This window comes from Pelotomaculum propionicicum, assembly GCF_004369225.1.
In the GTDB taxonomy this organism is placed as follows: domain Bacteria; phylum Bacillota; class Desulfotomaculia; order Desulfotomaculales; family Pelotomaculaceae; genus Pelotomaculum_B; species Pelotomaculum_B propionicicum.
The window spans coordinates 102172-126809 of the sequence record NZ_QFFZ01000004.1; the positions used below are offsets into that span (position 1 = coordinate 102172).

Here is a 24638-nt window from a genome sequence, read left to right on the forward strand (position 1 = left end):
CAGGCCGGCAAAGAATTTACGGACCTTAAGGTCAGGATGGAAAAGTCAATGAACCACTTTTTCAAAACCGGCCGAATGCTGAATACGTAAACTGCTTGTTTAAGCCCTTTCCTCCTGTTAGACTGATGGCGGGAGGAATTTTTTCAGGAAGTTTTGAGACCTGGCTCTGTAAGCTGAGGTGAGTGCTATTAAGATCTTGAACTGGTATTTTTGACGGGCGCCGAGAATTTTGAATCTGAAAAGGGAGGAATAAGGATGAGATTTAAATTTGACTGAATAAGGTAATACCGGGAGGGGTAATCGTGAGTAAAATGCGCGGTTTTAACCTTGACCTGAGCTGGCTGACTGTGGCCAATGTGCTCTACCTGGGTATTGTCGCCATGGCGCTGCCGATCTTCCTCTGGAACTACGCGCTGCTGCACTACGACGCTTCGGAGGCGGGCCTCTTCATTAATCTGGTGCCGGTGTTCTCAGTTATCAGCGCGATGCTTTTTCTTGGCGAGCGTGTTAACGCCGGCCAATTGATTGCTGGCGGGGTGGTAATCCTCGGGGTGCTGTTGTCCAGCGGTTTTAGCGTTAAAAATAGGACAATTCGCAGCAATTGGTATGATGCGGGGCATTAAAGAATTTAAAGGAAGTGGTTTTTTGCGGGAGTACAATGTTGTGGCGCAGATCATGGAGTATTTGCTTGTTGTCAAGTATGTTGCAGAGGATAATTTATATGCATTGCTTTTTGCCCCTAATGTGGCCGGCACTGCACAAACCTTTGAATATGAAGCAAAAAATGATGATGACGCTATTTTCAAAGGTGCTATGATGGCTAAAGAAAAGGGATTTTTCTAAAACACCAACCCGTTAAATTAAACGGGGTTTTTTCTGCTATGTAACAGAAATTTCTTTTATTTTTCATCTTTTAACAGGGAAATTATTTAATAAAAGCAGGAATAAAAACGTGAAAGCTATAAAACTGTTACAACTATCCTAAAAGGTTATGGAGGGATAATGTTATGAAAAAAGTAACAGTCACAATATTCGGCGCCTACGCGCCTCCCTGCGGCGACTGTGAAACCGAACCTAACGCCGCCGCCTGCAGCTGCAGCACTATCGATATTATGAGGAAAGAAGCGGAACATTTGGAGAAGCTGCTGAAGCAAAAACATGGCGATATTATTGAATTTGCCTACGTTGATGTGGCAGGTGAGGAGTTTAAGAATTATCCCGGGATTGAAAAAGTCAAAGAGAATTACCAACTGCCCCTGACTGTTCTGGACGGCAAGCCGCTGCTGCAGGGCGGGGTGTCCTTCAAAAAGGTCTCAGAGGCCATAAATCAAAAATTGAACCCTCAATAGCCGCCAGGGAGGAGCCCTCTATTGCCAGACCTGATTTTACCTGTGGAAAAAACCTGTAAAACCGCTCTTACCAAAACAGGCATTCCAGGTTTTAGTTACTGCCTGAACCCCTACACCGGGTGCGCCCATGCCTGTGTCTACTGTTACGCTTCCTTCATGTGCCGCTTTGGCGGCCACAAGGAGCCCTGGGGCGAGTTTGTAGACGTCAAGGTTAACTTTCCGCATATATTGGAGAAACAGCTGAGAGGCCGCCGCGTGCCGGAGGGCAGAGTCATCCTGGGCAGTGTAACCGATGCCTACCAGCCGGCTGAAGCCTGGTACAAGCTGACCCGCTCCTGCCTGGAAGCCCTGGCCGGTTGCCCGGCGCTGGAAGTGGAGATCCTCACCAAGTCCGCCCTGGTAGTAAGGGATCTGCAGGTTTTGCAGAAGCTGCCCCGCTGCTCAGTGGGATTTACCGTGACTACCATCAATGAAAGGGCGGCGCGTGTTTTAGAGCCCGGCGCTTCGCCGCCGGGGCTGCGTTTGGCCGCCGCCAGGCAGTTGGCTGAGGCGGGTATACCTGTTTGGGTTTTTATCGCGCCGGTCCTGCCGGGGCTGGGGGATGGTGAAAAAGATTTAGTTAGCCTGTTTAAGGAGTTGAAGAAGGCTGGTGTAACAGAAGTGCTGGCAGATACCCTGAACCCGTATCCTGCGGTGGTCCACCGTTTGAAGAAAGTGTACCGCGGGCAATTCCCCGAAGCTCTGGCGGACCTGGAAATGTGCTGTGCCGAACCGGAATTCTACCGATGCGGCATTGAAAAGAGGCTTGCCGATATTTCCGGCCGGTTCGGCTGTCAGTTGAAACTTATTTAGGGTTAGCTTTTCCTGCTCAGGAGGTGTTTTTTAATATGATCATGCACGAGGTTTTAATTGTAGGCGGCGGGCTGGCGGGCTTGATGGCGGCGCTGTCCGCTGCGGAAAAGGCCGATGTGGCTGTGCTGAGCAAGCTTTACCCCACCCGCTCCCACAGCGGGGCGGCGCAGGGAGGGTTTAACGCTGTCATGGGAGAGGAAGACAGTGTGGAGGCCCATATTTTTGACACAGTGAAGGGCAGTGATTATCTGGGGGACCAGGATGCCATTGAGGTGCTCTGTTCGGACGGGCCGGAGGTAATCCTGGAACTGGAGCGGCTGGGCGTGCCCTGGACCCGCAGTCCTGGCGGCGGTATCGCGCAGCGTCCGCTGGGCGGGGCGGGCTTTCCCCGCGCCTGTTTTGCAGCTGACTTTTCAGGCCACGTCGTGCTGCATATCCTCTACGAACAGGCGTTGAGGAGGCGGATTAAGATTTACCCCGAGTGGCGCCTGATCGAGCTGCTGGTGGAAGACGGCCGGGTGGCGGGGGTGCTGGCTTACGATTTGGCCAGGGCTAAAACAGAGGTAATTCGCAGCAAGGTGGTGGTCCTGGCCACGGGCGGGTACGGCCGGGCCTTTGCCAAGACCACCAACGCCATCGCCAACACGGGAGACGGTATGGCTATAGCTTACCGGGCGGGGGCCGTCCTGGCCGATATGGAGTTCGTCCAGTTCCACCCGACCACCCTTTACGGCACCAATATCCTTATTTCCGAAGCGGCAAGGGGTGAGGGAGGATACCTGCGCAATGCAGGCGGTACACGGTTTATGGCTGATTACGCGCCGCAAAAAATGGAGCTGGCGCCCCGTGACCTGGTTTCACGGGCGATTTTCAGGGAGATCAAAGAAGGGCGCGGCTATGAGGGCAAGTATGTGCACCTGGACCTGACCCACCTGGGCGAGGCCCTGGTGGCGGAGCGCCTGCCCCAGGTGCGCGACCTGTCCATGCGCTACGCCGGGGTTGATCCGGCGGTCGCGCCCATGCCTATAGAGCCGGCCCAGCACTACAGTATGGGCGGCGTGCGCACCGGCGTCTGGGGCGAGAGCAGCCTGCCCGGCCTGCTGGCGGCCGGCGAGGTGGCCAATGTCAGCGTGCACGGCGCCAACCGCCTGGGCGGCAATTCTTTGCTGGAAACTGTTGTTTTTGGCCGGCGGGCGGGGCGCCGGGCGGCCGAACTGGCGGGGAAAGAGCCCTGGCCGGTGCTTTCGAAGACTACAGCGGCGCGCAGCCTGGAGTCCTGGAGTTCAATGTTTTCAGATGGAAAGCAAATCGTCCAGGAGGACAGCACCTTCCTGATTCGGGAGGCGGCCACCTCGATCATGACCAGCCAGGTCGGTGTGTTCCGGGTTGGGGATGAACTGGCGGACGCGGTGGAAAAACTGAAAGAACTGAAAAAACGCTATAAGGAACTGGATCCTCCCAGAGAGGCCCAGCCATTTAATTACGCGCTGATGGAATATCTGGAGACAGGTTACATCCTGGATTTATGTGAAATTATTGCCGGGGGTGCGCTGCGGCGCACTGAAAGCAGGGGCGCCCACTACCGGCTTGACTATCCCAGGCGGGACGATCTGAACTGGCTGGGCCATACGCTGGCGCGCAGAGGGGAGAACGGTCCGGAATTCAGTTCCGGACCTGTGAAAATCACCCGTTATCAGCCGCAGGAAAGGGGGTACTAGCAGTGAAAGTTGTCTTAAACATCAGCCGGTTTAACCCTGAGGTGGACCAGCAGCGTTACTTTCAGGAATTCAGTGTGTCGGTGGAAGGTCACCATACAGTGCTTGACGCCATGCTGCAGGCCTGGCGGCAGGAACCCGGCCTTTCCTTCAGGCGTTCCTGCCGCAGCACTATTTGCGGTTCCTGTGCCGTTTCGATCAACGGCACTCCGGGTTTAGCCTGTCAGACCCTGATACGTGACGCCGCCGGCGCTGACGGGCGGGTTATCCTGGAACCCCTGCCTCACTTCAGGCAGTTGAAAGACCTGGTTGTGGACCTGGAGCCTTTCTTTGAGTCATTAAAGGCGGTGCTGCCCTGGGTGGTGACACGGGAAGATTACAGCGGACGCATGGCTCCCGAGGTGTCCAGGCAGCTGGAGGTTCCGGCCACCTGCATTTTATGCGGTGTCTGTGACGCGGCCATGGACGCGCCTGGCGAAGCGGCCCCGGCAGCCCTGGTCAAAGGACTGCGCCTCACCCTGGACCCCAGGGACGCCCTGGGCGAGCACCGGCTTGCATTAATGAAGGTACCGCCGGACATCCTGAAACTGTTTATTAAAAATTTACCGGACAGGTGTCCCAAGGGGATCGCTGTCCAGGGGATTAAATTGTAAAAAGGCTAAACTTCTAAATTTATTTCTGATATAATCGGGTATGCTTCGTGTCACACTAAGAAGCAGCATTACTATCAGCAGGTATGAATACATTAATCCTGCAGGCCACAAAAGAAGAGTTCGTCGGGCGGGTGAACGGGGTGCTGAACCCGCTGTTCATGGGGGCTATGGTAATTACAATGAGCCTGGCGGGCTGGCTCAAGGTCCAGTTTTCACTGGTGTCCATGTACGGGCTGTCGGCGCTGCTGTTTTTTATAGGCATGCTGATGATCATACCAATTTTTAGCTTTAAATCTGCCCTGAAACAACAAAGCCAGCCGTCAGGTTAATAGCGGCAGGTTTGTAAAGAGAGTCGTCCATGGTGTTGAAACACGCTTGGCTCCGCAATGGAACAGCTTGTTTCAACACCATGGACTTAGTGTTACCTATATTTGTCACTGACTTAAGATTTTAAAGCTTAACCTGAAAAACAGGGCCTTGCCTTTAGGCCAGCGTTTTTTTCATCCAGTCCACCAGGCTTTTTTAGTCACATTTTCGAATCGTACTATATGCCCGGTCATATTAAACACCTCTTCCGCCTTTATTGTTGAATAAATCCTTGCGTACACCTTCCAGGATCTCCTCCGGGCTGAAACCCGTTTCTTCCATGTCCGCGATAAAGCTGCTGATCTGCTCGCTTTTCAAATCCTCCCGCAGCTGCTTTAGCCTGGCTTCGTTTTCTGTTATAAAAGAGCCCAGGCCGCGTCTGGTTTCGGCGATCTCCAGGCGCTCCAGTTCTGTGTACACCCTTTGCACTGTATTCGGGTTGACCCCTGCCTGTAGGGCCATATCCCGTACTGACGGCAGTTTGTCGCCTGCCTTCAGTTCGCCCCGAACCACCTGGCGGCAGATGCGCTGCAAAATCTGCAGATAGATCGGCTGGGTTGGGTTAAATGATTGAACCATACCGCTACACCTCTACTTTATGGTCTATCAGCCAGGCCGACAGGGCAAACAAAGCAGCCGTCAGGAGGAAGTAGAAGAAAACTTCACCTGTGTAGAATTGGACCAGGTTCACATGTCCCGCCATATTTATGTGCATGCCTAGATCACCGGCTATCTCAGGAAGAGTCCGCGGCTGGATACTTAAGGGTCCCCAGTGAGTAATCAGATCATAAAATCCCGTTTCATGGAGCTTACCCAGGCCAACAGTCGCCACAAAGAAAGTAGCGATGCCGGCCAGCCAGCGGAACCTGCCTAAGATATTTCCGGCCAGTGCGGTTGTCACCGAGATCAAGGTGGCCCAGGACCCGATGTAAATACTGGCGGCGAAAACGAAAACAGCGGCGTAAAAACCAATCTCCACCACTATGGGAATCAGCGACGAGAGAACTATGCCTTCCATCTCAACCGGGGTAGGGTTGATGGAAAGCGTCAGCAGCAGCAGCGCCGCGGTAATAATCGTAATGACCAGCATCTGCAGCAGGGCGATGGCCAGCTTGGCCGCCAGCAGCAGCCAGCCGGGCTGAGGGCAGTGCAGCCACAGGTGAGGGGTTACTTTCCACTCCCAGGCCAGGCTTTTCAGAATGTACATGGCGGGGTAGAACAGCAGGATCACCAGGATAAAGGCTGCCGGCGCGAAAATAATCCCCGCGTGGTAGCGGTAAGAAAGGTAGACCAGCCAGAGGCCTCCGATAATCAGAATGGCCAGAGATAGTAAAGCGGCGTTCCGGGTCATGCGGTATTCCTTTTGCAAGAGAGTCCACCAGGTGCTCATAGAATTTTCCTCCTTAACATACTTTACACGTGTATTAGTAACATAGTACACTATATCACTATCACTGTCAATATGTTTTCTGGGAAATTTCTGGAGCTTGATTCACTAACAGGCAGCGTGCTATTCTAATCCAAACTCGCCTCTCACCCGTCTAAAAATATAGTAACATTAATTGTTTTATTAAGGAGATTTGTATAATGGCTAAAAAAATGAATCTGGCACTCCTCGTAGTATTGTCGCTGTTGCTGTTTTGTTTTGCCGTGCCGCTGGAAGCTGCGCAGGTAAAGCCCGGCAGTGAGGTCCTGATGGAATCGCGGCATGAATTGATAAAGGGGAAAAGAGTCGGCCTGGTCACCAACCAAAGCGGTGTAAACAGCCGTGGGGAAAGCACGATTGACATCCTGGCCGGAGACGGCGACGTGCAGCTGGCCGCCCTTTACGCGCCTGAGCACGGCCTTGACGGAAAGGCTCCGGCCGGGGAGTACGTTGCTTCGTACACGCACCCAACGCTTAGTATTCCGGTTTACAGCCTTTACGGTGAGACCAGGATGCCCACACAGGAGATGCTGGCGGGTATCGACCTGCTGCTGTTCGATGTGCAGGACATAGGCGCCAGGTCCTACACCTATATGTCCACCCTGAACTACTGCCTGGTTGCCGCTCAGAAGAACAATATTCCAGTCATTGTCCTGGACCGCCCCAACCCCGTCGGCGGCCTGATTGTGGAAGGGCCGGTACTGGCAGAGCCCTACCGGAGTTTTGTCGGTGTGGACAATTTGCCGGTGGCGCACGGGATGACCGCCGGCGAACTGGCCCGCTTCTTTAACCGGAAGATAGGCGCCGATCTCACCGTGGTCCCCATGGAAGGTTACAACCGCTCCATGATTTTCCAGGACACGGGGCTGAAGTGGGTGGCAACCTCGCCCAAGATCTCCGACCTGGATGCTGTCTTCGGCTACATGGCCACCGGTTTGGGAGAGGGCACCGGGGTTTACCAGGCGGACAATTTCAAGTGGATTGGCGGGAAAGGTATCGACGCCGCTAAATTTGCCGCCCTGCTGAACCAGTCCGGGCTGCCAGGCGTGGTTTTTAAGCCTGAAGTCAAAGGAGCGGCCGGCGGCGTGCGGCTGCAAATAACTGATTACCACAGGTTTAACCCCGCCCTGACCGGTCTTTACGCGCTTACCTGCGCCCATTCCCTCAACAATTTCGCAGTCCCTAAAAGCGGGCCAACATTAGTTATGTTCGACAAAATCATGGGGACGGACAAAATCGGCGGTTATCTCGAGGCGGGCTTGACGGCCGGGCAAATCCAAGCTTTATACCAGCCGGAGCTGGACCGCTTCAAAGAGGAGCGCCAACAGTACCTGATCTATGGTGACGGGCAGGACGCCCCGCCGGCAGCGGACCGGGGCGTTATAAACGTGCTGGTTGACGGCCGGGCAGTTTCCTTTGACGTGCCGCCTTATATCGACCAGAACGGACGGGTGATGGTCCCCCTGCGGGCAATCGCCGAAGCGCTCGGCGCTAAAGCGGAGTGGAACGGGCAGACCAGGGAGGTTACCATCAGCGGGGCAGGCCAGATGAGTACATTCACCATCGACAGTAGCACTGCTTTCTACAACGGGACAAAAGTGCAGATGGACACCAGCCCGGTAATCCGCTCCGGCCGGGCCATGCTGCCGGCCAGGTACGCGGCTGAGTCGCTGGGGTCCAGTGTGAGTTGGAACGCGGATACACGTACGGTCAGTATAGAGTCGCCTAAAAAATAACTTTTGCTTTATATAGAGTATCAATTTCATTCTGGCTGAAACCAAAAGAGAGCAGGATTTCTCTGGTGTGTTCCCCGAACGAGGGGGGAGGGGACTTGACCCCGGCCGGCGTGTCGCTGAATTTTAGACCGCAGCCGGGCATTTTTATCTCTCCGTATAAGGGGTGGTTTACCGATATGAAAGCCTGGTCATGGAGCGCCTGGGGAGAAGCCGTAACGTTGTCGTATGTTTCCACCGGGCCGCAGATAATATCGTTTTGCTCCAGGATCTCCAGCCACTCGGCGGTGGTCTTTTCCCGGAAAGCTTCCCCGAGAATTTCCATCAGCTCGCGCCTGTTCTCAAGCCGCGCTTCATTGGTGGAGAATTTTTCGTCCTTAATCATATCTTCCCGTTTGAGAATGCCGCATAGTTTCTGCCACCTCTGCGGGTGGTAGGCCGCCAGCATGATATGCCCGTCCCTGGTCGGCACGGCTTCGTTGGGCGTGGCATAAGGAGCGGCGCTCCCCATTTTTTGAGGCAGTTCGCCCGAGTTCAAGTAGAAGGAAAAGGACATTTGCTGGAGCATAATCGCCGCGCTGTACATGCTTACATCGACCGCCTGGCCTTTGCCGGTATGCTCGCGGGACAGCAGGGCGCCCATAATACTCAGGGCGGCCAGCATGCCCGTGACCATGTCCACAGCGGGTGTTTGGATTTTACACGGCTCGGCGCCCGGCAGGCCGACGACGCTCATCAGTCCGGACGTTCCCTGCACTATGCCGTCAAGTCCTGGCTTGCTTTTCCATGGCCCGGTTTGCCCGTAGGCTGAAACGGAGCAATAGATCAAGCGGTCATTTATTACTGACAGTTCATCATAGCCCAGTCCCAAACGTGCCATCACACCCGGGCGGAAGTTTTCCACCAGCACATCGCAAGAACTCGCCATTTTTTTGACTATGTTTACCCCCATAGGGTTTTTTAAGTCAATGGCCATGCCCTTTTTATTGCGGTTGAGACAGAGGTAGGAAACCGATTCGCCTTTGACAAAAGGCGGACCGAGTGAACGTCCCAGGTCGCCCCGCGGGGTTTCAATTTTCAGCACCTCAGCCCCCAGGTCCCCCAGGATCATCGTGCACATCGGCCCGGAGGCTACGTGAGTAAGATCCAGAACCCGTACCCCCTGCAGTATCTCCTTCAAAAGATCATCTCCCTGTTTGATCTAAAAATTGTAAACATGCATGCTTTGGCGGAAAAGTGTAGCATAGTTTATTGGATAGATTCGCTTTTCACCAGTCCGCTCCCTGCTTAAAATTTCACAGACCGGGAACTGGATTAGAAAGGGAACTTACTTTTAGTTGTCGAAAAAGTATCAGGGAGGTGATAAATTGGAAAAACAAAAAATAGGTTTAAAGATACCCTGCCCTAACTGTGGCGGAAAAAATTTCGGTACCATGGATAATCAGTATTGTCTTTTGCCTTCCCTGGTCAAAGCCGAGCAAGGTTATGAACTGGCTCCGGACAAGGGTTTGGCGGTGATGCCGGTTATCTGCAATACCTGCGGTTACGTTTTCCTGTTCCACCCCGAATAATAAAACACTCCGACGAGAGAGTGATTAAAATATTGTACAACGATTTGGACCATCAAACCAGAAAAAGACAGATCCTGGCGGACCTGGCTTTGCTGGGGGTTGCTTTTATCTGGGGTATAACTTTTACAGTTGTCAAGGTTGCACTAAACGGTATTGGCCCCTACTATTTTTTGGGGCTTCGTTTTTTTGCTGCTTTTATCTTCCTGGCCCTGGTCTATGCCAGGCACTGGCGCCTGGTTAATAAGCAGAGCATACTGGCTGGGGTGACGATCGGCATATTCTTGTTTGGGGGATATGCTTTCCAGACAGTAGGGCTTAAATACACCAGCGCGGCCAGTGCCGGTTTCATCACCGGCATGTCTGTGGTGCTGGTTCCATTGATAGTCATATTGACATCGCGCCGCCTGCCGGGTCCGACCAACTTGATCGGCGCGGGCAGCGCCGCGGTTGGGTTGGCCGCGCTGACGCTGCAGGACAACCTGACCTTCAGCAACGGAGACACACTGGTTTTTTTCTGCGCTGTCTCGTTTGCTCTGCATATTATTCTGGTAGGAAGGTATGTATTGCGTTTTGACCCTATTGCCCTGACCATCATTCAGATCGGAACGGTTGCGGTTGCCAGCCTGATCGGAGCACTGACGCTGGAGGAGATACCTCAGGTTCTAAACAGGGAAGTGTGGGTGGCATTAATAATCACCGCCATACCTGCGACGGCGCTGGCTTTCATGATTCAAAACCGGGTGCAGTGCCATACGTCACCCAATCATACCGCTATTATCTTCACAACCGAGCCAGTTTTTGCGGCGCTCTACGCCTGCATTCCGGGCGGGGAAGTACTGTCCGCCCGTCAGTGGGCGGGTTGTCTTTTGATTATTGTGGGAATGCTGGTGGCAGAGTTAAAAAGTGATGCCTGAAAAGACTTGTTTTTGGGGTCAGCTTCTTATACTTTGAATCTCACATAGAAAGTAGTGCCCTGTGGCCCTGTTTCTATTTCGATCCTGGCGTTGTTGCGGGCTGCGATACTGTAACATACCGCCAAGCCAAGCCCTGTGCCGGTGTCTTTGGTTGTAAAGAATGGCGTGCCTATCTTTTCAAGTACTTCAGGCTCAATCCCTTTGCCGCTGTCAGTTACCGCCAAAACCACATCACTACCTTCCCGGAAGGTTTTTATAGTCAGCTTGCCGCCTTTTGGCATGGCTTCAAACCCGTTGCGGACCAGGTTGAGGATTAACTGTCGTATTTCTTTTTCATCAAGATTTAAATTCGGTATATCCCACAGTTCTAAGTCAATCAATTGGTCGGTGACCATGCCGTCAGCTGAGATAAGAGGAAATAATGCCTCCACGATATTGTTGAGGTTTTGCGGCTTTAACTCTATTACTTTATCTTTGGCCAGCGACAGGAACTCGGTAATTATAGAATTGGCCCTGTCCAGTTCCGATACCATGATCTCAAAGTAATCCCTGTCCTTATCGTATTCTGCTCTGGTCATCAGAATCTGCAAAAAACCCTTGACAGTGGTCATTGGGTTTCTGATTTCGTGTCCTATACCGATGGCCATTTCTCCTACCAGGTTTAACCGTTCCAGGCGGGCCATTTCTTTTTCCAGCTGTTTGCGTTCTGTAATATCAGTGACATTGACAATCAGACATGTTTCACCGCCGAATTCTATGGTTTCGGCGGATACCAGGCCGACCAGGTGTTCACCCGATTTGATGCGGAAAGTTATCTCAAGGTTGCGGAACCCCTGTTGTTCCATAATAATTCCTCTAGCTATTTTCAGGTCAACCGGGTTGGCCCAGATTCCCAATTCGGATGTTGTCCGCCCGATAACCTCATCCCGGCGATAACCGCTCGCATACTCAAAACTGTTGTTCACATCAATGAAACGGACATCGCCGCCGGCATCAATGAGAGACATGATGGCCATAATACCGGGGCTGGCGTTGAATGCTTTGGAAAACCGTTTTTCCGACAGCTGTAAATCTTCCATGGCCTTTTTAAAGTCGGTTATATCGATACCGATCTCCAGTACTAACCGTGACCCGTCAAAATCAAAAAAAGGATAATCATAATAATGATAGGTTCTGCCCCGGAAATTCATTTCCCATTCCAGCGGCTTATTCGTCTCAAAAACCTTATAAGTTTGGCAGTTGTCACAGGGCTTGTCAAATCCCCATATGGATTCGTAACAGTACTTGCCTTCAGGCAGGCAGACCTGCTCTTTAAAACAATGGTTGGCGAAACGAATTTCATAATTGGGCGCAAATAGGGCGACATGTGCCGGAAGCTTATCCAGCAAGTTAAATAATCTTTTGCGCTCGTTTTCCAGGGCCTCTTCGGCAAGTCTGCGCTCCGTGACATCTCGCCCCACTCCCTGAAATTCCACGGTATTGCCCCGCTCGTCGCAGATTGCCCGGTATGACCACTGCAGCCAGCATAACCCGCCATCCGGCGTTAAAACACGGTGTTCGTCAGTGACAACCGGATTCTGCGAAGTAAGCGAGGAAATAACTTGCACCGTTTTTTCCCTGTCGTCCTTAAAAAGCAGCGGAATAAAGCATTTGCCAAGCAAATCCTCACTCTTTATGTTAAAAAAGCGGCTGAATCTATCGTTTACATAGCTAAGCTTGCCACTGGCCGAGCAGCGGCAGATTAATTCCATCTGGTCTTCTACTATAGCCCGGTAGCGCGCTTCACTTAAAGCCATCTCCTCAAGCACACGTTTACGCTCTGTTATGTCTACTAAAAGTTCCAGTACAAATAAAGAGCCGTCGACATCATAAAAGGGGAAATCATAAATCTGGTATATTTCCCCGCTGGGGCTGGTCCACTCAAACTCAACGGGATTGCCTGTCTCAAATACTGGTTTGGTTGGGCACACCTCGCAAGGCGCGTCCATGTCGTTGAAAACCTGGTAACACAGTTTGCCCCCTGTGTCACCAAACCGTTGGCGGAAGTTGCTGTTGGTAAAAGGGATGGTATAATCCGGTTTGATCAGGCAGATGAAGCCGGGCAGTTTGTCCAGCATTGAGTATAACCGCTGCCGTTCGGCCTCGTGCCTGTCTTCCAGTGCTTTCCTGGCGGTAATGTCACGGACCGTTTCCATCGCCCCAACCAGGGCGCCGTTATCTTTTCTATCTTTATTGATGACAACCGCAGCGTCAGGAAGGTTTTCAATTATGTCGGAAAAACATTGACTGGTGGGTAAGGCTTGTTTTTCAGATGGCCCTTCTGACAGTTCCTTTTGCAGGGTTGCCATCTGCTTTTTCAGGTTCTCATTTTCCCTGGACTTGTTGGTTAATTCAGCTATTAGTTGTTCTTTGGTCATTTCTTCGTAATTCATGAAATGCCCCCGTTGTGTATTTTTAGGAATGAATGCATGTTTTGACAGCATCCGGTATTTTACCTTCAGGAAAATTGTCAAGAATTGTCGAAGGAGAAAAAATATTAAGTCAACCGGGACCTTTCCGGTGAGCCGTCCGCCCTCGTTATGCTGCTTGAACAACCGGTGGAAATCGCCGGCCACGTCAACGAAAGCCTGGAAATGCAGATTTACGGGTTCGATAAAAGCATGGCGCCGGAAGGCAAGGGTGTAATCAAGGTCGAGCTGGTATCAAGCTACTCTTACTGGAAGAAGCTGTACAGAGACAGAGCCCTTTACGAGGAAGAAAAAGCCAGGGTCGGTGAAACAGTGAAGATGTTCAACATCATAGGCTGCCTGGGGGTCGACGAGTTTGGTGCTTCCTCCCAAGGGTATGAATTCAAATTCTTCCGGGTCACCGGTCGATAGAGCCCCAATCAGGGAGCTATATGCCGCGAGGATAACCTCGCCGAGTTGGTTGTGCGGCAGAGCCTTGGAAAAGTTGCCTATTTTATTGGGATAAAGATTCTCGTCACCATTGCACGGGTGCCCCGGGAGGGGAAGCGCTCTTTGAAATTGAGCCGCTTCCAGGCGAATTCTGTATGCCTCCTGCAAGCGTTTCCGGTTGCTTATCGGACCAATCTCACACGACACTCCCAGGTTCAGATTTGGCGTGCTATCCGGACAACCTCCCTTTTTTTTAGTAAGCAATGAATCATCTTCCATATTTATACAACTCCTTCTGGGAAAATATAACTTTTATCAGTATTTATATTATGTAGCTTAGACAAATCTGTTCATGTACTTGTCAAACGGGATCAATTATGGTAAATTGTACTCGGTACATAATTAAATCAAATACATATTTATACTTAGTACAAGGGATGATCGAATGGAACAAATTAGAAGAAACCGGACTGAGAAAAAAAAAGAGGAGACCAGAAAAAGAATTGTCTCTATCGCAATTGAGCTTTTTAACAGGCAGGGTTTCGACAGGACCACTGTGGAGCAAATAGCCGAAGAGGCCGATGTTGCGAGGGGGACCATATTCAACCACTTTCCTGTGAAAGAGGCCATTGTTCACGCATATGTGCAGACAGCCCTGCGGGATACAGGCTCTGAAGCGATTAACAAACTGGCGCGGCTGCCCGACATCCGGTCGCGGTTGACTGTGCTGCTGCGTCATTCTCTGCAGTGGTTTGAGCAAAACCTGCGCGCGGATGTTCTTGAAAAATATATGGTTTACATGATGCAGAGAGCGTTTGAAACGCTAAAGGATCAGGCTTTGAGGAGCGGTTTTAACAACATTCTGATACCGGTGCTTGGAGAGGGGCAGTCGGCCGGAGAAATCAGGCGGGATATTCCCGCTGAAGAGTTGGCCAATCACCTGGAATGGCTCAGCGCCTCAATGATTATCCTCTGGCTGGCCTGCCCTGAAAAATCCGCGGCGGAGATCATTGACAGGGAAATCGATCTTTTTCTCAGCGGAGCAGCCGGCGGGAGCGCTCAAAATAAATAGGGGCGCTATGACAATTAAAAATAAGGAGAGGTAATCATGCGGGAGTTTAAAGATAAGGTGGCGGTTATAACAGGCGCGGCCAGCGGCATAGGGCTGGGTATAGCCGGGCGCTGCGTCCGGGAAGGCATGCGGGTGGTCCTGGCTGACGTTGAGGAAGGCGCTTTAAACAAGGCCCAAAAAGAGCTGGCCGCACTGGGCGGCAACGTGCTGCCGGTTTTGACCGATGTTTCTAAAGCTGGTGATGTGACCAGGCTGGCTGAGAAGACGCTTGAATGTTTTGGCGCGGTACACCTGCTTTGTAATAATGCCGGAGTAAGCGGGGCGGAGGGTTCCATCTGGGAGGTCAGCCTGGCCGACTGGGAATGGGCCGTGGGCGTTAACCTCTGGGGCGTTATCCACGGCCTGCGGACGTTTGTTCCTATCATGCTGGACCAGAAAACAGAGGGACACATTGTCAATACCGCTTCCACCGCCGGGATTCTGCCCTATCATCCGGGTGTGACTTACCATGTGACCAAGCACGCGGTGGTGGCCCTGTCAGAAAACCTTTACAGGACGCTGGCCCAGCAGGAGGCCAAAATTAAAACCTCTGTCCTCTGTCCTGGTTTTGTAAAGACCAGGATTCTCAGCTCGGCGAGAAACCTGCCGGAGGAAAGCCGGGCCGGTTCCACCGCCGGGCAGCTGAATGTAGAAGCCGAAGAGGCCGCCTGGGCTTTTCTGGAGAAAGAATTTAAAGTTTTGACCCCGGACCAGGTCGCTGACTCCGTGTTTTCCGCTGTCAGGGAGGAAAAGTTTTATATCCTGACTCACCCCGAGTTCAACGATGCGGTGAAAAAATGGATGGAAGGCATTATCCAGGAAAAGAACCCGGAGACTGCCCGGCTATCCTTCCGCAAGTAATTACACAGAAAAAAGCCACTCTTTTCAGAGTGGCTTTCCCTATCTCTATAAGGCTTTCTCCAGGATCCGGTAAATGCGGTCGACCATGGCCCGCGGGTTGACTACCAGGCCGGCGGCGATGAGCGCGTTGTCAAAAATCTGTTCCGCTACCACCCGGGCAAATTCGGGGTCTTCCTCGCGCAGGGTGGAAAGTCGCTTAACCAGCTTGTGCCGGGGATTAATCTCCAGGGCTTTTCTGCCCAGGGCGCCGAAGTCCTTATGCGCCGCCTGCATCACCCGCTGCATACTGCTGGTCAGCACGCCGTCCAGGTTTAACATGATGGCCGGGCTTTCCACCAGGCGCGCCGAGCTCCTGACCTCGCTCACCTTGTCACCCAGGATTTCCTTGAGCCAGGCCGTCAGGGCTTCCGTCTTCGCGCTGTCAAGCGCCTCCTCGCCGGGCTGGTCAGCCAGGCCGGGCAGTTCCAGGTTGGCGCTGTCCGCTGAGACCAGCTTCTTTCCTTCATATTCACGCAAATTGCTGAGGACGAAATCGTCTATCGGCTCATAGGTGTAAATCACCTCATAGCCGCAGCTGCGGAAGACCTCAAGGTAGGGGCCAGCTTCAATGACTTCCCTTGAAGGCCCGTTGATGAAATAAATGTCCTTCTGCCCTTCCTTCATTCTCCCTGCGTAATCAGCCAGTGCGACCAGTTGGCCCGGCTCCGCTCCGGAAGATTCAAAGCGCAGCAGTTTGGCCAGTTCGTCCCGGTAGGCAAAATCCGTGGTCGCCCCTTCTTTCAGAAACATGCCGAAAGTATTCCAGAACTCGGCGTACTTGGCGGGGTCCTCCTGGGACTGTTTATTGAGGAACTTCAAAAAGCGGCCGGTGATAACCTTTTGAAGTTTATTCATCAGCGCGCTGTCCTGGGTGGTCTCGCGGGAGATATTGAGCGGGATATCCTCGCTGTCCACCACGCCCTTAACAAAGCGCAGCCATTCGGGCAAGATATTGTCAGATTGCTGCTGAATCAGAACCTTGCGGCTGTATAGGTTAACACCCGGCTCCATTCTGCCGAAGCCGTACCGCTCGTAATTATGTTTTGGCACAAACAGCAGGGAGTTGATGGCCAGCGGCGCGTCAGCGCTAAAATGCAGCTGGTATAACGGCTCATCAAAGGCATTGGCGATGAATTTATAGAACTCGTTGTACTCTTCAGCTGTTACTTCACTCTTGTTGCGCGCCCAGATGGCCTGGACCGTGTTGACCTGTTCGCCGTTGACCTTTATGGGGAAGGGCACAAAGCCGGAGTACTGCCTGATCAGTTCTTTTATTCTGTCAGGTTTGGTAAAATCTGCGGCGTCTTCTTTCAGCTCCAGGATGATCCTGGTGCCCCGCCGCAGGTCTGCGGCCGGACCCAGGTCATAGCTGCCGATACCGCTGGAAACCCACTCGTAGCCGGGCTCACCGGGGCGGTAGGAGCGGGTAAGGACCCGTATTTTTTTAGCCACCATGAAAGCGGAGTAAAAACCCACGCCGAATTGGCCGATGAGGTTGAGGTCTTTTTGTTCCGACTCTTTTAACTGCCGGATGAATTCTTTTGACCCGGAGTGAGCGATCGTGCCCAGGTTTTCCACCAGCTCGTCCCTGGTCATACCGATGCCGGTGTCGGCTACCGTCACGGTTTTGTTATTTTCGTCTACCTCAATGGAAATTTCCAGCGGCAGGGCGTCCTTATCCGCCAAATCACTGCTTATCACAGACTGGTAGCGGAATTTTTCAAGGGCGTCCACGCTGTTTGAGATCAGTTCCCGCAGGAAGATTTCCCTTTCGGTGTACAGAGAGTTGACCACTATATCAAGAAGTTGTTTGACTTCAGCCTGGAACTCCCTGGTTTCAAAGTTCTCCTTTAGGTTAGCATCTGTCACTGTCTACACCTCCATAGTTATCTTGCGCGTTTGGTAGCACTGACCATTATTGACTATAAGTATAAAATTGGTTTATTTATGTGTCAAGGTTTATAGCAAAAAAATATAAGACACCACAATCTTCAGCATATTTATCTTTACAAATATTACTCGGTGATATAATCATTATAATAGGTTAGAATTCTGGTGGACTCAGCGCAAAAATAAGGGCGCCGGGAGGTAACTTGAATGGTTTTATACAGAGAAGCGGCGGCAAAAACCCAAAAAGATTTAGCCGAGGGTGATGTCCGGAAGATCATCGAAGAGCTGACCAGGCAGAATAACCGCATGGCGATCATTCAGCAAATAGCCAAAAGTATTAACGTGGAGATGACCTATGAGGAGATCATCGACGAGGTGGCCACTCCTCTGCGTAGCGTGTTGTCTTACGACCTGCTCAGTTTTTGTCTGTTGGAAAAAGGGCAGTTGATTATTAAGGCGAGCATTCCCAAGGAACAGGAAATCCTTGGTGAGGGTTGGGTGCTGCACAGCAACAATTCGGCGCCCTGGAAGGCTATCCATGATAAACGGTGCTTTTTGCGGCAGGACATCTGGCATGATTCCCACAAATACCAGGAAGATGAACATTTGCGCATGGTTAATATAAAATCGGCGATCATGGCGCCGCTGCTGGTAAATAACGAGGCCATCGGAGCGTTGAATTTCGGCAGCAGCAAAACTTACGCTTATTCGGAAAATGACTTTATTTTCGTGCAGCAGCTGGCCGACCAGCTTGCTGTTTGTATCAATAACGCGCGGCTGTTCGGGGAAGTTTCCAGGAGCAAAAGAGAGTGGGAGGAAACGTTCAAAGCAGTCCCCGACAAGCTGTTCCTGATTGACTGTTCGTTTAACGTACTGAGATACAATAAACAGGAGAATCTCCTTCTAGATAACGACGGCAGGGAAAACAAATGCTACCATCTTATTGCCTGCTGCGGTGGCGACCGGCAGCTTTGCCCCGCTGTCGAGGCCTTTAAAACCGGCGTGTCTGCCGTCCGGGAGGTAACCCACCCTTCGACAAGGGTGATTTTCAATATATCGGCTTATCCCGCGTACAATGAAAACAGTGAACTTTGCGCCATGGTGGTTTATGTTAATGACGTCACGACTAAAAGAAGGATGGAGTCCCAGCTGTTCCAGTCGGCCAAACTGGCGGCCATAGGCGAGATGGCGGCGGGGGTGGCGCATGAATTGAACAGCCCGCTGACCGCCATCATCGGCAACGCCGGTTTGATTTTAAGGAAAACCGACTGTAAAGATAAACATTACAGGCTGTTGGAGGATATCAAAAACTGCGGCCAGAGAAGCAAGCGGATTATTCAAAACCTTTTGACTTTCGCCCGGCAGGACAGTTATTCTTTTGGGCCGGTTTCATTAAATGATGTTGTTGAAACCAGCCTTTACCTGATTTCCTACCAGATCGAAAAAAACAAGATAGCCATTGTCAAAAAGACAAGCAGCAGTATTCCGGTGGTCATGGGCAACAAGCTGCAGCTGGAGCAGATAATCATCAATTTTTTGCTTAACGCGCGCGACGCCCTGGAGGGTGTGAGTGAGGGCAGGATTGAAATCTGTACAGGTGTCATTGAGGACCCGGAAACTGAAAGCCCGGCTGTGATGATCAGGGTTACCGACAACGGGCGGGGGATGGATCCGGGTATCCTGAGTCAGATCTTTAACCCCTTTTTCACTACAAAAGAAAAAACAAAGGGGACCGGCCTGGGGCTTTCGGTCAGCCTTGGCATAGCTCAAACTCATGGCGGCAGGATAGATGTAGCCAGCGAACCTGGCGCCGGAAGCACATTTTCCTTAATCCTCCCGGTATAGGAGAGATAACTATGAGAAAACCAGCAATTCTGGTTATTGACGACGAAGTTGAGGTTGGGACTTTTTTTGAGTACTATTTGACTGAAGAAAGAGGCTACCCGGTTGATGTCGCCAATTCCGGCCGGGAGGCCAGGGCGCTGCTGCAGGAGAAGAAATTCGACCTGGCCCTGGTTGACTTGAAGCTGCCCGATACCGATGGGATTACTCTCCTGAGGGAGATAAAAGAAGTCAACCCCGCATGCGAGGTTATTATCATGACCGGTTACAGCACAGTCAAGACAGCAGTGGAGGCAATGAAACTGGGCGCCCTCGACTACATCGACAAACCGTTTGAAGAGCTGGATGAGCTCGATCGAATAATCGACCACGCGGTATACCTGGTATCCAACAAAAAACAGTTTGCCGACGAGGAAGTTGAAAAACTTGCTTCAGAATATGGTATTGTCACTTCAAAAGACAGCCCGTTTAACAACCTGCTGCTGTTGTGTAAAAAAGTAGCCACCAGGAAAATATCAATCCTGATTGAGGGTGAAACCGGTACGGGGAAAGAAGTGCTGGCCAGGTTTATTCACGCCAACAGTACCCGCGCCGACTTCCCGTTTATCAGCATTAACTGCGGCGCCTTAACCGAGACCCTGCTGGAAAGCGAGCTTTTCGGTCATGAAAGGGGAGCTTTTACAGGAGCCCAGGGTTTAAGACACGGCATCTTCGAGCTGGCCCACAAGGGGACGCTTTTTTTGGACGAAGTGGGGGAAGCCACGCCGGCTATACAGGTCAAGCTGCTGAGGGTCCTGGAAAGCGGCGAATTTTTCAGGGTCGGGGCTGAAAAGCCGATCAAGTCCGATGTGCGCATAATAGCCGCCACCAACAAAAACCTGCGCGAGGCCGCAAGGAGTAAATTGTTCCGGGAAGACCTGCTTTACCGTCTTGACGTTGTGTGTGTCAACGTGCCCCCCCTGCGCGAGCGCAGGATGGACATACTGCCTTTAACCAATTATTTCATTGGGAAAAATCTGCCGGCGGAAGATGCGCGGGGAAAAGCTGAATTCAATCCGGAGGCCAGGCAGCTGCTGCGTGAATACGACTGGCCGGGCAATGTCAGAGAGCTTTCCAATGTAGTGGCCAGGGCGATGGCGATCAGAGAGGGCCGCACCATGGGTCCTGAGTGCCTGCCCAATAGTATTGCCTTTAGCTGTGGCGGCAAATTTTCAGAGCCGGCCGGAAATCCTGCCGGGCAAGACCTGAAAGCAGCGGTGCGCGAGCTGTCACAGAGGTTCCGCAAGGTAATTCTTGACAGTGAAAACATTGATATTAAAGAAGTCTCCAGCTTGTTAAAAAGTGAAGCGGACAGCATTATCAAGGATATAATTGAAAGTGCGCTTGAAAAAACCGGCCACAACAGGATGGCTGCGGCCAGGCTCCTGAACGTAAGCCCCAGGATCTTGAGGTACCTGCTTAACGAGAAAAAATAGTATAAACTTCAACAACAATTAATACCACAGGATTTTCTTTCAGGCTGCCGATTTTTCGGCAGCCTGAACGTTTTTTCGGCAGCCTGAAGCCCGGATAAGTCATGTGCCAAATTCCGGCAAATACCGACAGGCCAGATAAACAGGCAACTGTCAAAAAGCACCGGCGCCTTAAAAGTAAATTTCTTCCTGGTACACTATTTGCTGAAGTGTTCATTTAAAAAGATTTCCTACAAGGGGAGGGTAGAGTACTTATATGTACAGGATTGTCAAAAAAGAATTGTTGGCGCCGACACTGAACCTTTTTGAAATCGAGGCTCCGCTGGTGGCGCGAAAGGCTTTGGCAGGACAGTTTGTCATCCTGCGCATTAACGGGGAGGGGGAAAGGATTCCGCTGACCATCGCTGATTTTGACCGTGCGGGGGGAACCATCACCTGTGTCTTTCAGGAGGTCGGCAAGACGACAAAAGAGCTGGGAGCTTTAGGTGAAGGGGATTTTTTGCAGGATTTTGTAGGTCCGCTTGGGCTGCCGTCGCATGTTGAAAACTATGGCAGCGTGATCTGTGTGGGCGGCGGTGTTGGTGTGGCCCCCGTTTTCCCGATCGCGCGGGCCTTGAAAGAGGCGGGCAACGAGGTGGTCGGGATTATAGGGGCGCGCACGAAGGAACTGCTTTTCTGGGAAGAAAAAATGAGGTCCGCCTGCAGTGAGCTGCGGGTGACAACCGACGATGGCTCATACGTCCGGAAGGGTTTTGTGACTGACCTGCTGCGCGAAGCAATCGAGGAGAAAAAGAACACCAGCCTGTGTGTCGCCATAGGCCCTCTGCCCATGATGCGGGCGGTATGCAGCCTGACCAGGGAATACGGCTTGAAAACCATTGTCAGCCTTAACTCAATCATGGTCGACGGCACCGGCATGTGCGGCTGCTGCAGGGTAACCGTCGGCGGCGAGACCAAATTTGCCTGTGTGGACGGCCCGGAGTTTGACGGGCACCTGGTCGATTTTGAGGAAATGGCCAGGCGGGCGGTTATTTATAAGCCGCAGGAGCAGTTGGCCGTGGCCCGCTACGTGGAAAACCACGGGCATAACTGCAGCTGTAGTTGTGGAGGTGGCAGGTAGTGACCGGAGGAAGCAAACCTAAAAAAACTATTGTTCCGAAGAAAAACCCGATGCCATCTCAGGACCCGTTCCTGCGCGCTAAAAATTTTAATGAGGTGGCCCTGGGCTATACGGAACAGGCGGTTGTGGCCGAGGCCAACCGCTGCCTGCAGTGCAAGAACGCGCCCTGCCGCCAGGGGTGCCCGGTGGAGGTGGACATCCCGGCGTTTATCGGGCTGGCCGCGGAGCGGGATTTCGCCGGGGCCATTAAAAAACTGAAGGAAAAGAACGCCCTGCCCGCGGTATGCGGCCGGGTCTGCCCGCAGGAGAGCCAGTGTGAGAAGTACTGTACTCTGGGCAAGAAAAACGAGCCGGTGGCCATCGGCCGCATAGAGCGCTATTGCGCGGACTGGGAGCTCGCCAACGGGGTGCTGCCCCAGCAGGTGAACCCGCCGACAGGCAAAAGTGTGGCTGTGGTAGGGTCCGGGCCGGCAGGACTGACCTGCGCCGCCGATTTGGCCAAACTCGGCCATGAGGTTACGGTTTTCGAAGCACTGCACGTTCCCGGCGGGGTTTTGATGTACGGCATTCCGGAATTCAGGCTGCCCAAAAAGGTGGTGCAGGCCGAGATCAACAATTTGAAAAACCTGGGCGTGAACATCGAGGTAAACGCTGTGGTCGGCAAATTTGCCGTGGTTGACGAACTGCTCAACGGCGGCGGCTTTGACGCGGTCTTTATCGGCACCGGGGCAGGATTGCCTTACTTTATGAACATACCGGGTGAAAACGCCTGCGGCGTATATTCGGCCAACGAGTTTCTCACCCGGACCAACTTAATGAAAGCCTACCGCTTTCCCGACGCCGACACTCCCATCAGGGTCGGCGATAAGGTAGCGGTCCTAGGCGGCGGCAACGTGGCCATGGATGCCGCCCGCACCGCCTTGCGCCTGGGCGCCAAAGAGTCCTGGATTGTGTACCGGCGTTCGAAAAACGAGCTTCCCGCCCGCCACGAAGAAGTCGAGCACGCTGAGGAGGAGGGGGTCAAGTTCGCCTTTTTAACCAGCCCCACCAGGATTATTTACAACAGTGACTACTGGGTAATAGCCATGGAGTGCCTGCAATACAAACTGGGTGAGCCGGACGCTTCCGGCCGGCGCAGTCCCGTCCCCATACCCGGTTCTGAATTCGTGATGGATGTGGATACTGTGGTGGTGGCTATCGGCCAGGGGCCGAACCCGCTGGTCCCCAGGACCACCAAAGGCCTGGAGTGCAATAAAAAAGGCAACATCGTAGCCGATCTTGCGACCGGCGCCACTTCCAAGCCCGGCGTTTTTGCCGGCGGTGACGTGGTAACCGGCGCCGCTACCGTGATCCTGGCGATGGGCGCCGGGCGCACGGCGGCCAAAGCGATACACGCTTACCTTAACGGCGACAGTTAGAAATTTTTTAAGAGGAGGTTAATTTATGCTGCAGGATTACCTATTTCCGGAGACTATCAGTGAGGCTGTTTCCTTCTTAAAAAGCAATGAAGGGCAGGCCAGAATAATTGCCGGCGGCACCGACCTGCTGCTGGATATTCCAGAAGGCAAGATTAAAACAAGTTGCCTGGTCGATATCACCCGTATTCCTGAACTCAGTAAAATTACCCTGGAGGACGGTGTGATCAGTATCGGGGCGGCGGTAACTCACAACCAGGCGGCGAATTCGGAACTCATCCAGGAAAAAGCTGCCGCCCTGGCCCAAGCCGCAAGCTGTGTCGGCTCTTATCAAATTAGAAATTCAGCGACTGTAATCGGCAATGTCTGCAACGCTCAGCCTGCCGCCGACACAGCTGTGGCGCTGGTGGCACTGGGGGCTGTGGCTGAAATAGCCAATCCCGGCGGCACAGAGTACGTGCCGGTGGAAAAAATGTACGCCGGGGTCGGCAAGTCCACCATTGACAGCGCCAGCCAGCTGGTGACCAGGGTGAGTTTTCCGGCGGCCCAGAAAAAACAGGGGACTGCCTTTGTGCGCCTGCACCAGCGCAAAGCGCTGGCCCTGCCCATGCTGAATGTGGCGGCCATGGTAGCTCTGGAGGGCGGCAAGTTCCTGTGGGCACGCATCGCTATGGCGCCGGTCGGTCCGGGACCGGTGCGCGCCTTGAGTGCGGAAGAGATATTAAAAGGCGCCGAAGTCACCCCGGAAGTGATTGAAAAAGCCGCGCAGTCGGCGCTGGAGCAGGCCAACCCCAGAAGCAGCGCGCTCAGGGGTTCCAAAGAATACCGCACCTCTGTGCTGCCCGTGCTGGTCAGGAGAGCCCTGGAACAGGCTGTCGCCAATGCCGGGAGCTCATGTAAATAAATTTTTTGAGAGGAGGTCTATTATGAGCTCGAAAATTCTTAAATTCACACTGAACGGGGAACCAGTGGAAATAGCCGTTTCTCCTGAAGATATGCTTGTAGATGTATTAAGGGACAAGCTTGAGCTGACCGGGACAAAAAAAGGATGCGGCAAGGGAGAGTGCGGCGCCTGCACTATTATCATGGATGGTGAGGCTGTGAATTCCTGCCTTGTGCCGGCCATGAAAGCCATGAGCGCCAGTGTTGAAACCATCGAAGGCATCGGCGGCCCCGGAAAGTTTCACCCGGTGCAGGAGACTTTTATGGACCTGGGAGCTATCCAGTGCGGCTTTTGCACACCTGGCATGATTATGTCCTCAAAGGCGCTGCTGGACAAAACAACCAGCCCTACCAGCCAGGAGATTAAGAAGGCTCTTGCCGGCAATATCTGCCGCTGCACGGGCTACGTTAAAATTGAGGAAGCGGTAATGGCAGCCGCTGAAAAGATGAGAGAGAAACAGTAAAGGAGG

25 protein-coding genes are annotated in these 24638 nt (G+C 52.6%); 19 read left to right on the plus strand and 6 right to left on the minus strand.

Annotated features, from left to right (window positions below; translation table 11 throughout):
• The first annotated feature begins 311 nt into the window (after positions 1-311).
• From Pmgp_RS03105 to Pmgp_RS03135, 7 genes are all read left to right on the plus strand, one after another.
• The gene (locus tag Pmgp_RS03105; RefSeq protein ID WP_243119715.1) at positions 312-623 is read left to right on the plus strand and encodes a DMT family transporter; all 312 of its coding nucleotides are present in this window, start codon (positions 312-314) and stop codon (positions 621-623) included.
• Positions 607-843: a hypothetical protein gene (locus Pmgp_RS03110; protein ID WP_134212513.1), complete on the plus strand. Its 237-nt coding sequence runs from the start codon at positions 607-609 to the stop codon at positions 841-843. The genes Pmgp_RS03105 and Pmgp_RS03110 overlap by 17 nt, the downstream gene beginning before the upstream one ends.
• Positions 844-1007: 164 nt before the next feature.
• On the plus strand, positions 1008-1349 hold the full coding sequence (locus Pmgp_RS03115) for a hypothetical protein (RefSeq protein ID WP_134212514.1): 342 nt from the start codon (positions 1008-1010) through the stop codon (positions 1347-1349).
• Between the two features lie 21 nt (positions 1350-1370).
• On the plus strand, positions 1371-2201 hold the full coding sequence (locus Pmgp_RS03120) for an SPL family radical SAM protein (protein WP_243119708.1): 831 nt from the start codon (positions 1371-1373) through the stop codon (positions 2199-2201).
• Positions 2202-2236: 35 nt separating this feature from the next.
• Positions 2237-3919 carry an FAD-binding protein gene (locus tag Pmgp_RS03125; protein WP_134212515.1) on the plus strand — a complete coding sequence of 561 codons (1683 nt, stop codon included), beginning with the start codon at positions 2237-2239 and terminating at the stop codon, positions 3917-3919.
• A 2-nt stretch (positions 3920-3921) separates the two neighbouring features.
• Positions 3922-4569: a succinate dehydrogenase/fumarate reductase iron-sulfur subunit gene (locus Pmgp_RS03130; protein WP_134212516.1), complete on the plus strand. Its 648-nt coding sequence runs from the start codon at positions 3922-3924 to the stop codon at positions 4567-4569.
• 83 nt (positions 4570-4652) lie between these two features.
• A complete protein-coding gene (locus Pmgp_RS03135) occupies positions 4653-4898 on the plus strand; it encodes a hypothetical protein (protein WP_205077929.1) in 246 nt (81 codons plus the stop codon).
• 232 nt (positions 4899-5130) lie between these two features.
• Here Pmgp_RS03135 and Pmgp_RS03140 read toward each other — a convergent pair whose 3' ends face one another.
• Both Pmgp_RS03140 and Pmgp_RS03145 read right to left on the minus strand, forming a co-directional pair.
• Positions 5131-5514: a GntR family transcriptional regulator gene (locus Pmgp_RS03140; RefSeq protein ID WP_134212517.1), complete on the minus strand. Its 384-nt coding sequence runs from the start codon at positions 5512-5514 to the stop codon at positions 5131-5133.
• A gap of 4 nt (positions 5515-5518) precedes the next feature.
• Positions 5519-6325, minus strand: a complete 807-nt coding sequence (locus Pmgp_RS03145) for a hypothetical protein (RefSeq protein WP_134212518.1) — start codon at positions 6323-6325, stop codon at positions 5519-5521.
• Positions 6326-6522: 197 nt separating this feature from the next.
• On the opposite strand from Pmgp_RS03145, the gene Pmgp_RS03150 reads away from it, so the two are divergent.
• On the plus strand, positions 6523-8097 hold the full coding sequence (locus Pmgp_RS03150; RefSeq protein ID WP_134212519.1) for an exo-beta-N-acetylmuramidase NamZ domain-containing protein: 1575 nt from the start codon (positions 6523-6525) through the stop codon (positions 8095-8097).
• On the opposite strand, the gene Pmgp_RS03155 is transcribed toward Pmgp_RS03150, so the two are convergent.
• Positions 8087-9274, minus strand: a complete 1188-nt coding sequence (locus Pmgp_RS03155; protein ID WP_192902752.1) for a CaiB/BaiF CoA transferase family protein — start codon at positions 9272-9274, stop codon at positions 8087-8089. The genes Pmgp_RS03150 and Pmgp_RS03155 overlap by 11 nt on opposite strands.
• Positions 9275-9461: 187 nt before the next feature.
• Between Pmgp_RS03155 and Pmgp_RS03160 the strand changes: the two genes are divergently transcribed.
• Entirely contained in the window at positions 9462-9665 is a 204-nt protein-coding gene (locus Pmgp_RS03160; protein WP_134212521.1) for a hypothetical protein, read from the plus strand.
• Positions 9666-9697: 32 nt separating this feature from the next.
• Positions 9698-10579 (plus strand): DMT family transporter, encoded by an 882-nt coding sequence (locus tag Pmgp_RS03165; protein ID WP_243119709.1) that lies wholly within the window; start codon positions 9698-9700, stop codon positions 10577-10579.
• 26 nt (positions 10580-10605) lie between these two features.
• Here the strand turns inward: Pmgp_RS03165 and Pmgp_RS03170 are convergent, their stop codons facing one another.
• Positions 10606-13011 carry a PAS domain S-box protein gene (locus tag Pmgp_RS03170; RefSeq protein WP_192902753.1) on the minus strand — a complete coding sequence of 802 codons (2406 nt, stop codon included), beginning with the start codon at positions 13009-13011 and terminating at the stop codon, positions 10606-10608.
• A gap of 147 nt (positions 13012-13158) precedes the next feature.
• Between Pmgp_RS03170 and Pmgp_RS19620 the strand changes: the two genes are divergently transcribed.
• The 3 genes from Pmgp_RS19620 (at position 13159) to Pmgp_RS03185 (ending at position 15448) form a co-directional block, all read left to right on the plus strand.
• On the plus strand, positions 13159-13458 hold the full coding sequence (locus Pmgp_RS19620; protein ID WP_192902754.1) for a hypothetical protein: 300 nt from the start codon (positions 13159-13161) through the stop codon (positions 13456-13458).
• A 463-nt stretch (positions 13459-13921) separates the two neighbouring features.
• Positions 13922-14548: a TetR/AcrR family transcriptional regulator gene (locus Pmgp_RS03180; protein WP_134212523.1), complete on the plus strand. Its 627-nt coding sequence runs from the start codon at positions 13922-13924 to the stop codon at positions 14546-14548.
• A gap of 36 nt (positions 14549-14584) precedes the next feature.
• A complete protein-coding gene (locus Pmgp_RS03185) occupies positions 14585-15448 on the plus strand; it encodes an SDR family NAD(P)-dependent oxidoreductase (protein WP_134212524.1) in 864 nt (287 codons plus the stop codon).
• A 45-nt stretch (positions 15449-15493) separates the two neighbouring features.
• On the opposite strand, the gene htpG is transcribed toward Pmgp_RS03185, so the two are convergent.
• On the minus strand, positions 15494-17356 hold the full coding sequence (htpG, locus tag Pmgp_RS03190; protein ID WP_134212525.1) for a molecular chaperone HtpG: 1863 nt from the start codon (positions 17354-17356) through the stop codon (positions 15494-15496).
• Between the two features lie 228 nt (positions 17357-17584).
• Here htpG and Pmgp_RS03195 point away from each other — a divergent pair, with 228 nt between their 5' ends.
• Together Pmgp_RS03195 and Pmgp_RS03200 are read left to right on the plus strand one after the other, a co-directional pair.
• On the plus strand, positions 17585-19222 hold the full coding sequence (locus Pmgp_RS03195) for a GAF domain-containing sensor histidine kinase (RefSeq protein WP_134212526.1): 1638 nt from the start codon (positions 17585-17587) through the stop codon (positions 19220-19222).
• Between the two features lie 11 nt (positions 19223-19233).
• Entirely contained in the window at positions 19234-20694 is a 1461-nt protein-coding gene (locus Pmgp_RS03200) for a sigma-54-dependent transcriptional regulator (protein WP_134212527.1), read from the plus strand.
• Here Pmgp_RS03200 and Pmgp_RS19625 read toward each other — a convergent pair.
• Complete coding sequence (locus tag Pmgp_RS19625) at positions 20678-20908, minus strand: hypothetical protein (RefSeq protein WP_205077931.1); 231 nt, start codon at positions 20906-20908, stop codon at positions 20678-20680. The genes Pmgp_RS03200 and Pmgp_RS19625 overlap by 17 nt on opposite strands.
• 39 nt (positions 20909-20947) lie before the next feature.
• On the opposite strand from Pmgp_RS19625, the gene Pmgp_RS03205 reads away from it, so the two are divergent.
• From Pmgp_RS03205 to Pmgp_RS03220, 4 genes are read left to right on the plus strand one after another with little or no spacing between them, the layout of a single operon-like run.
• A complete protein-coding gene (locus tag Pmgp_RS03205; protein ID WP_134212528.1) occupies positions 20948-21811 on the plus strand; it encodes a sulfide/dihydroorotate dehydrogenase-like FAD/NAD-binding protein in 864 nt (287 codons plus the stop codon).
• A 50-nt stretch (positions 21812-21861) separates the two neighbouring features.
• Positions 21862-23229, plus strand: coding sequence for an NADPH-dependent glutamate synthase (gltA, locus tag Pmgp_RS03210; protein ID WP_134212559.1), 1368 nt, complete (start codon positions 21862-21864; stop codon positions 23227-23229).
• A 25-nt stretch (positions 23230-23254) separates the two neighbouring features.
• Positions 23255-24130 (plus strand): FAD binding domain-containing protein, encoded by an 876-nt coding sequence (locus Pmgp_RS03215; protein WP_134212529.1) that lies wholly within the window; start codon positions 23255-23257, stop codon positions 24128-24130.
• A 22-nt stretch (positions 24131-24152) separates the two neighbouring features.
• A complete protein-coding gene (locus Pmgp_RS03220; protein WP_134212530.1) occupies positions 24153-24632 on the plus strand; it encodes a (2Fe-2S)-binding protein in 480 nt (159 codons plus the stop codon).
• Positions 24633-24638: the final 6 nt, after the last annotated feature.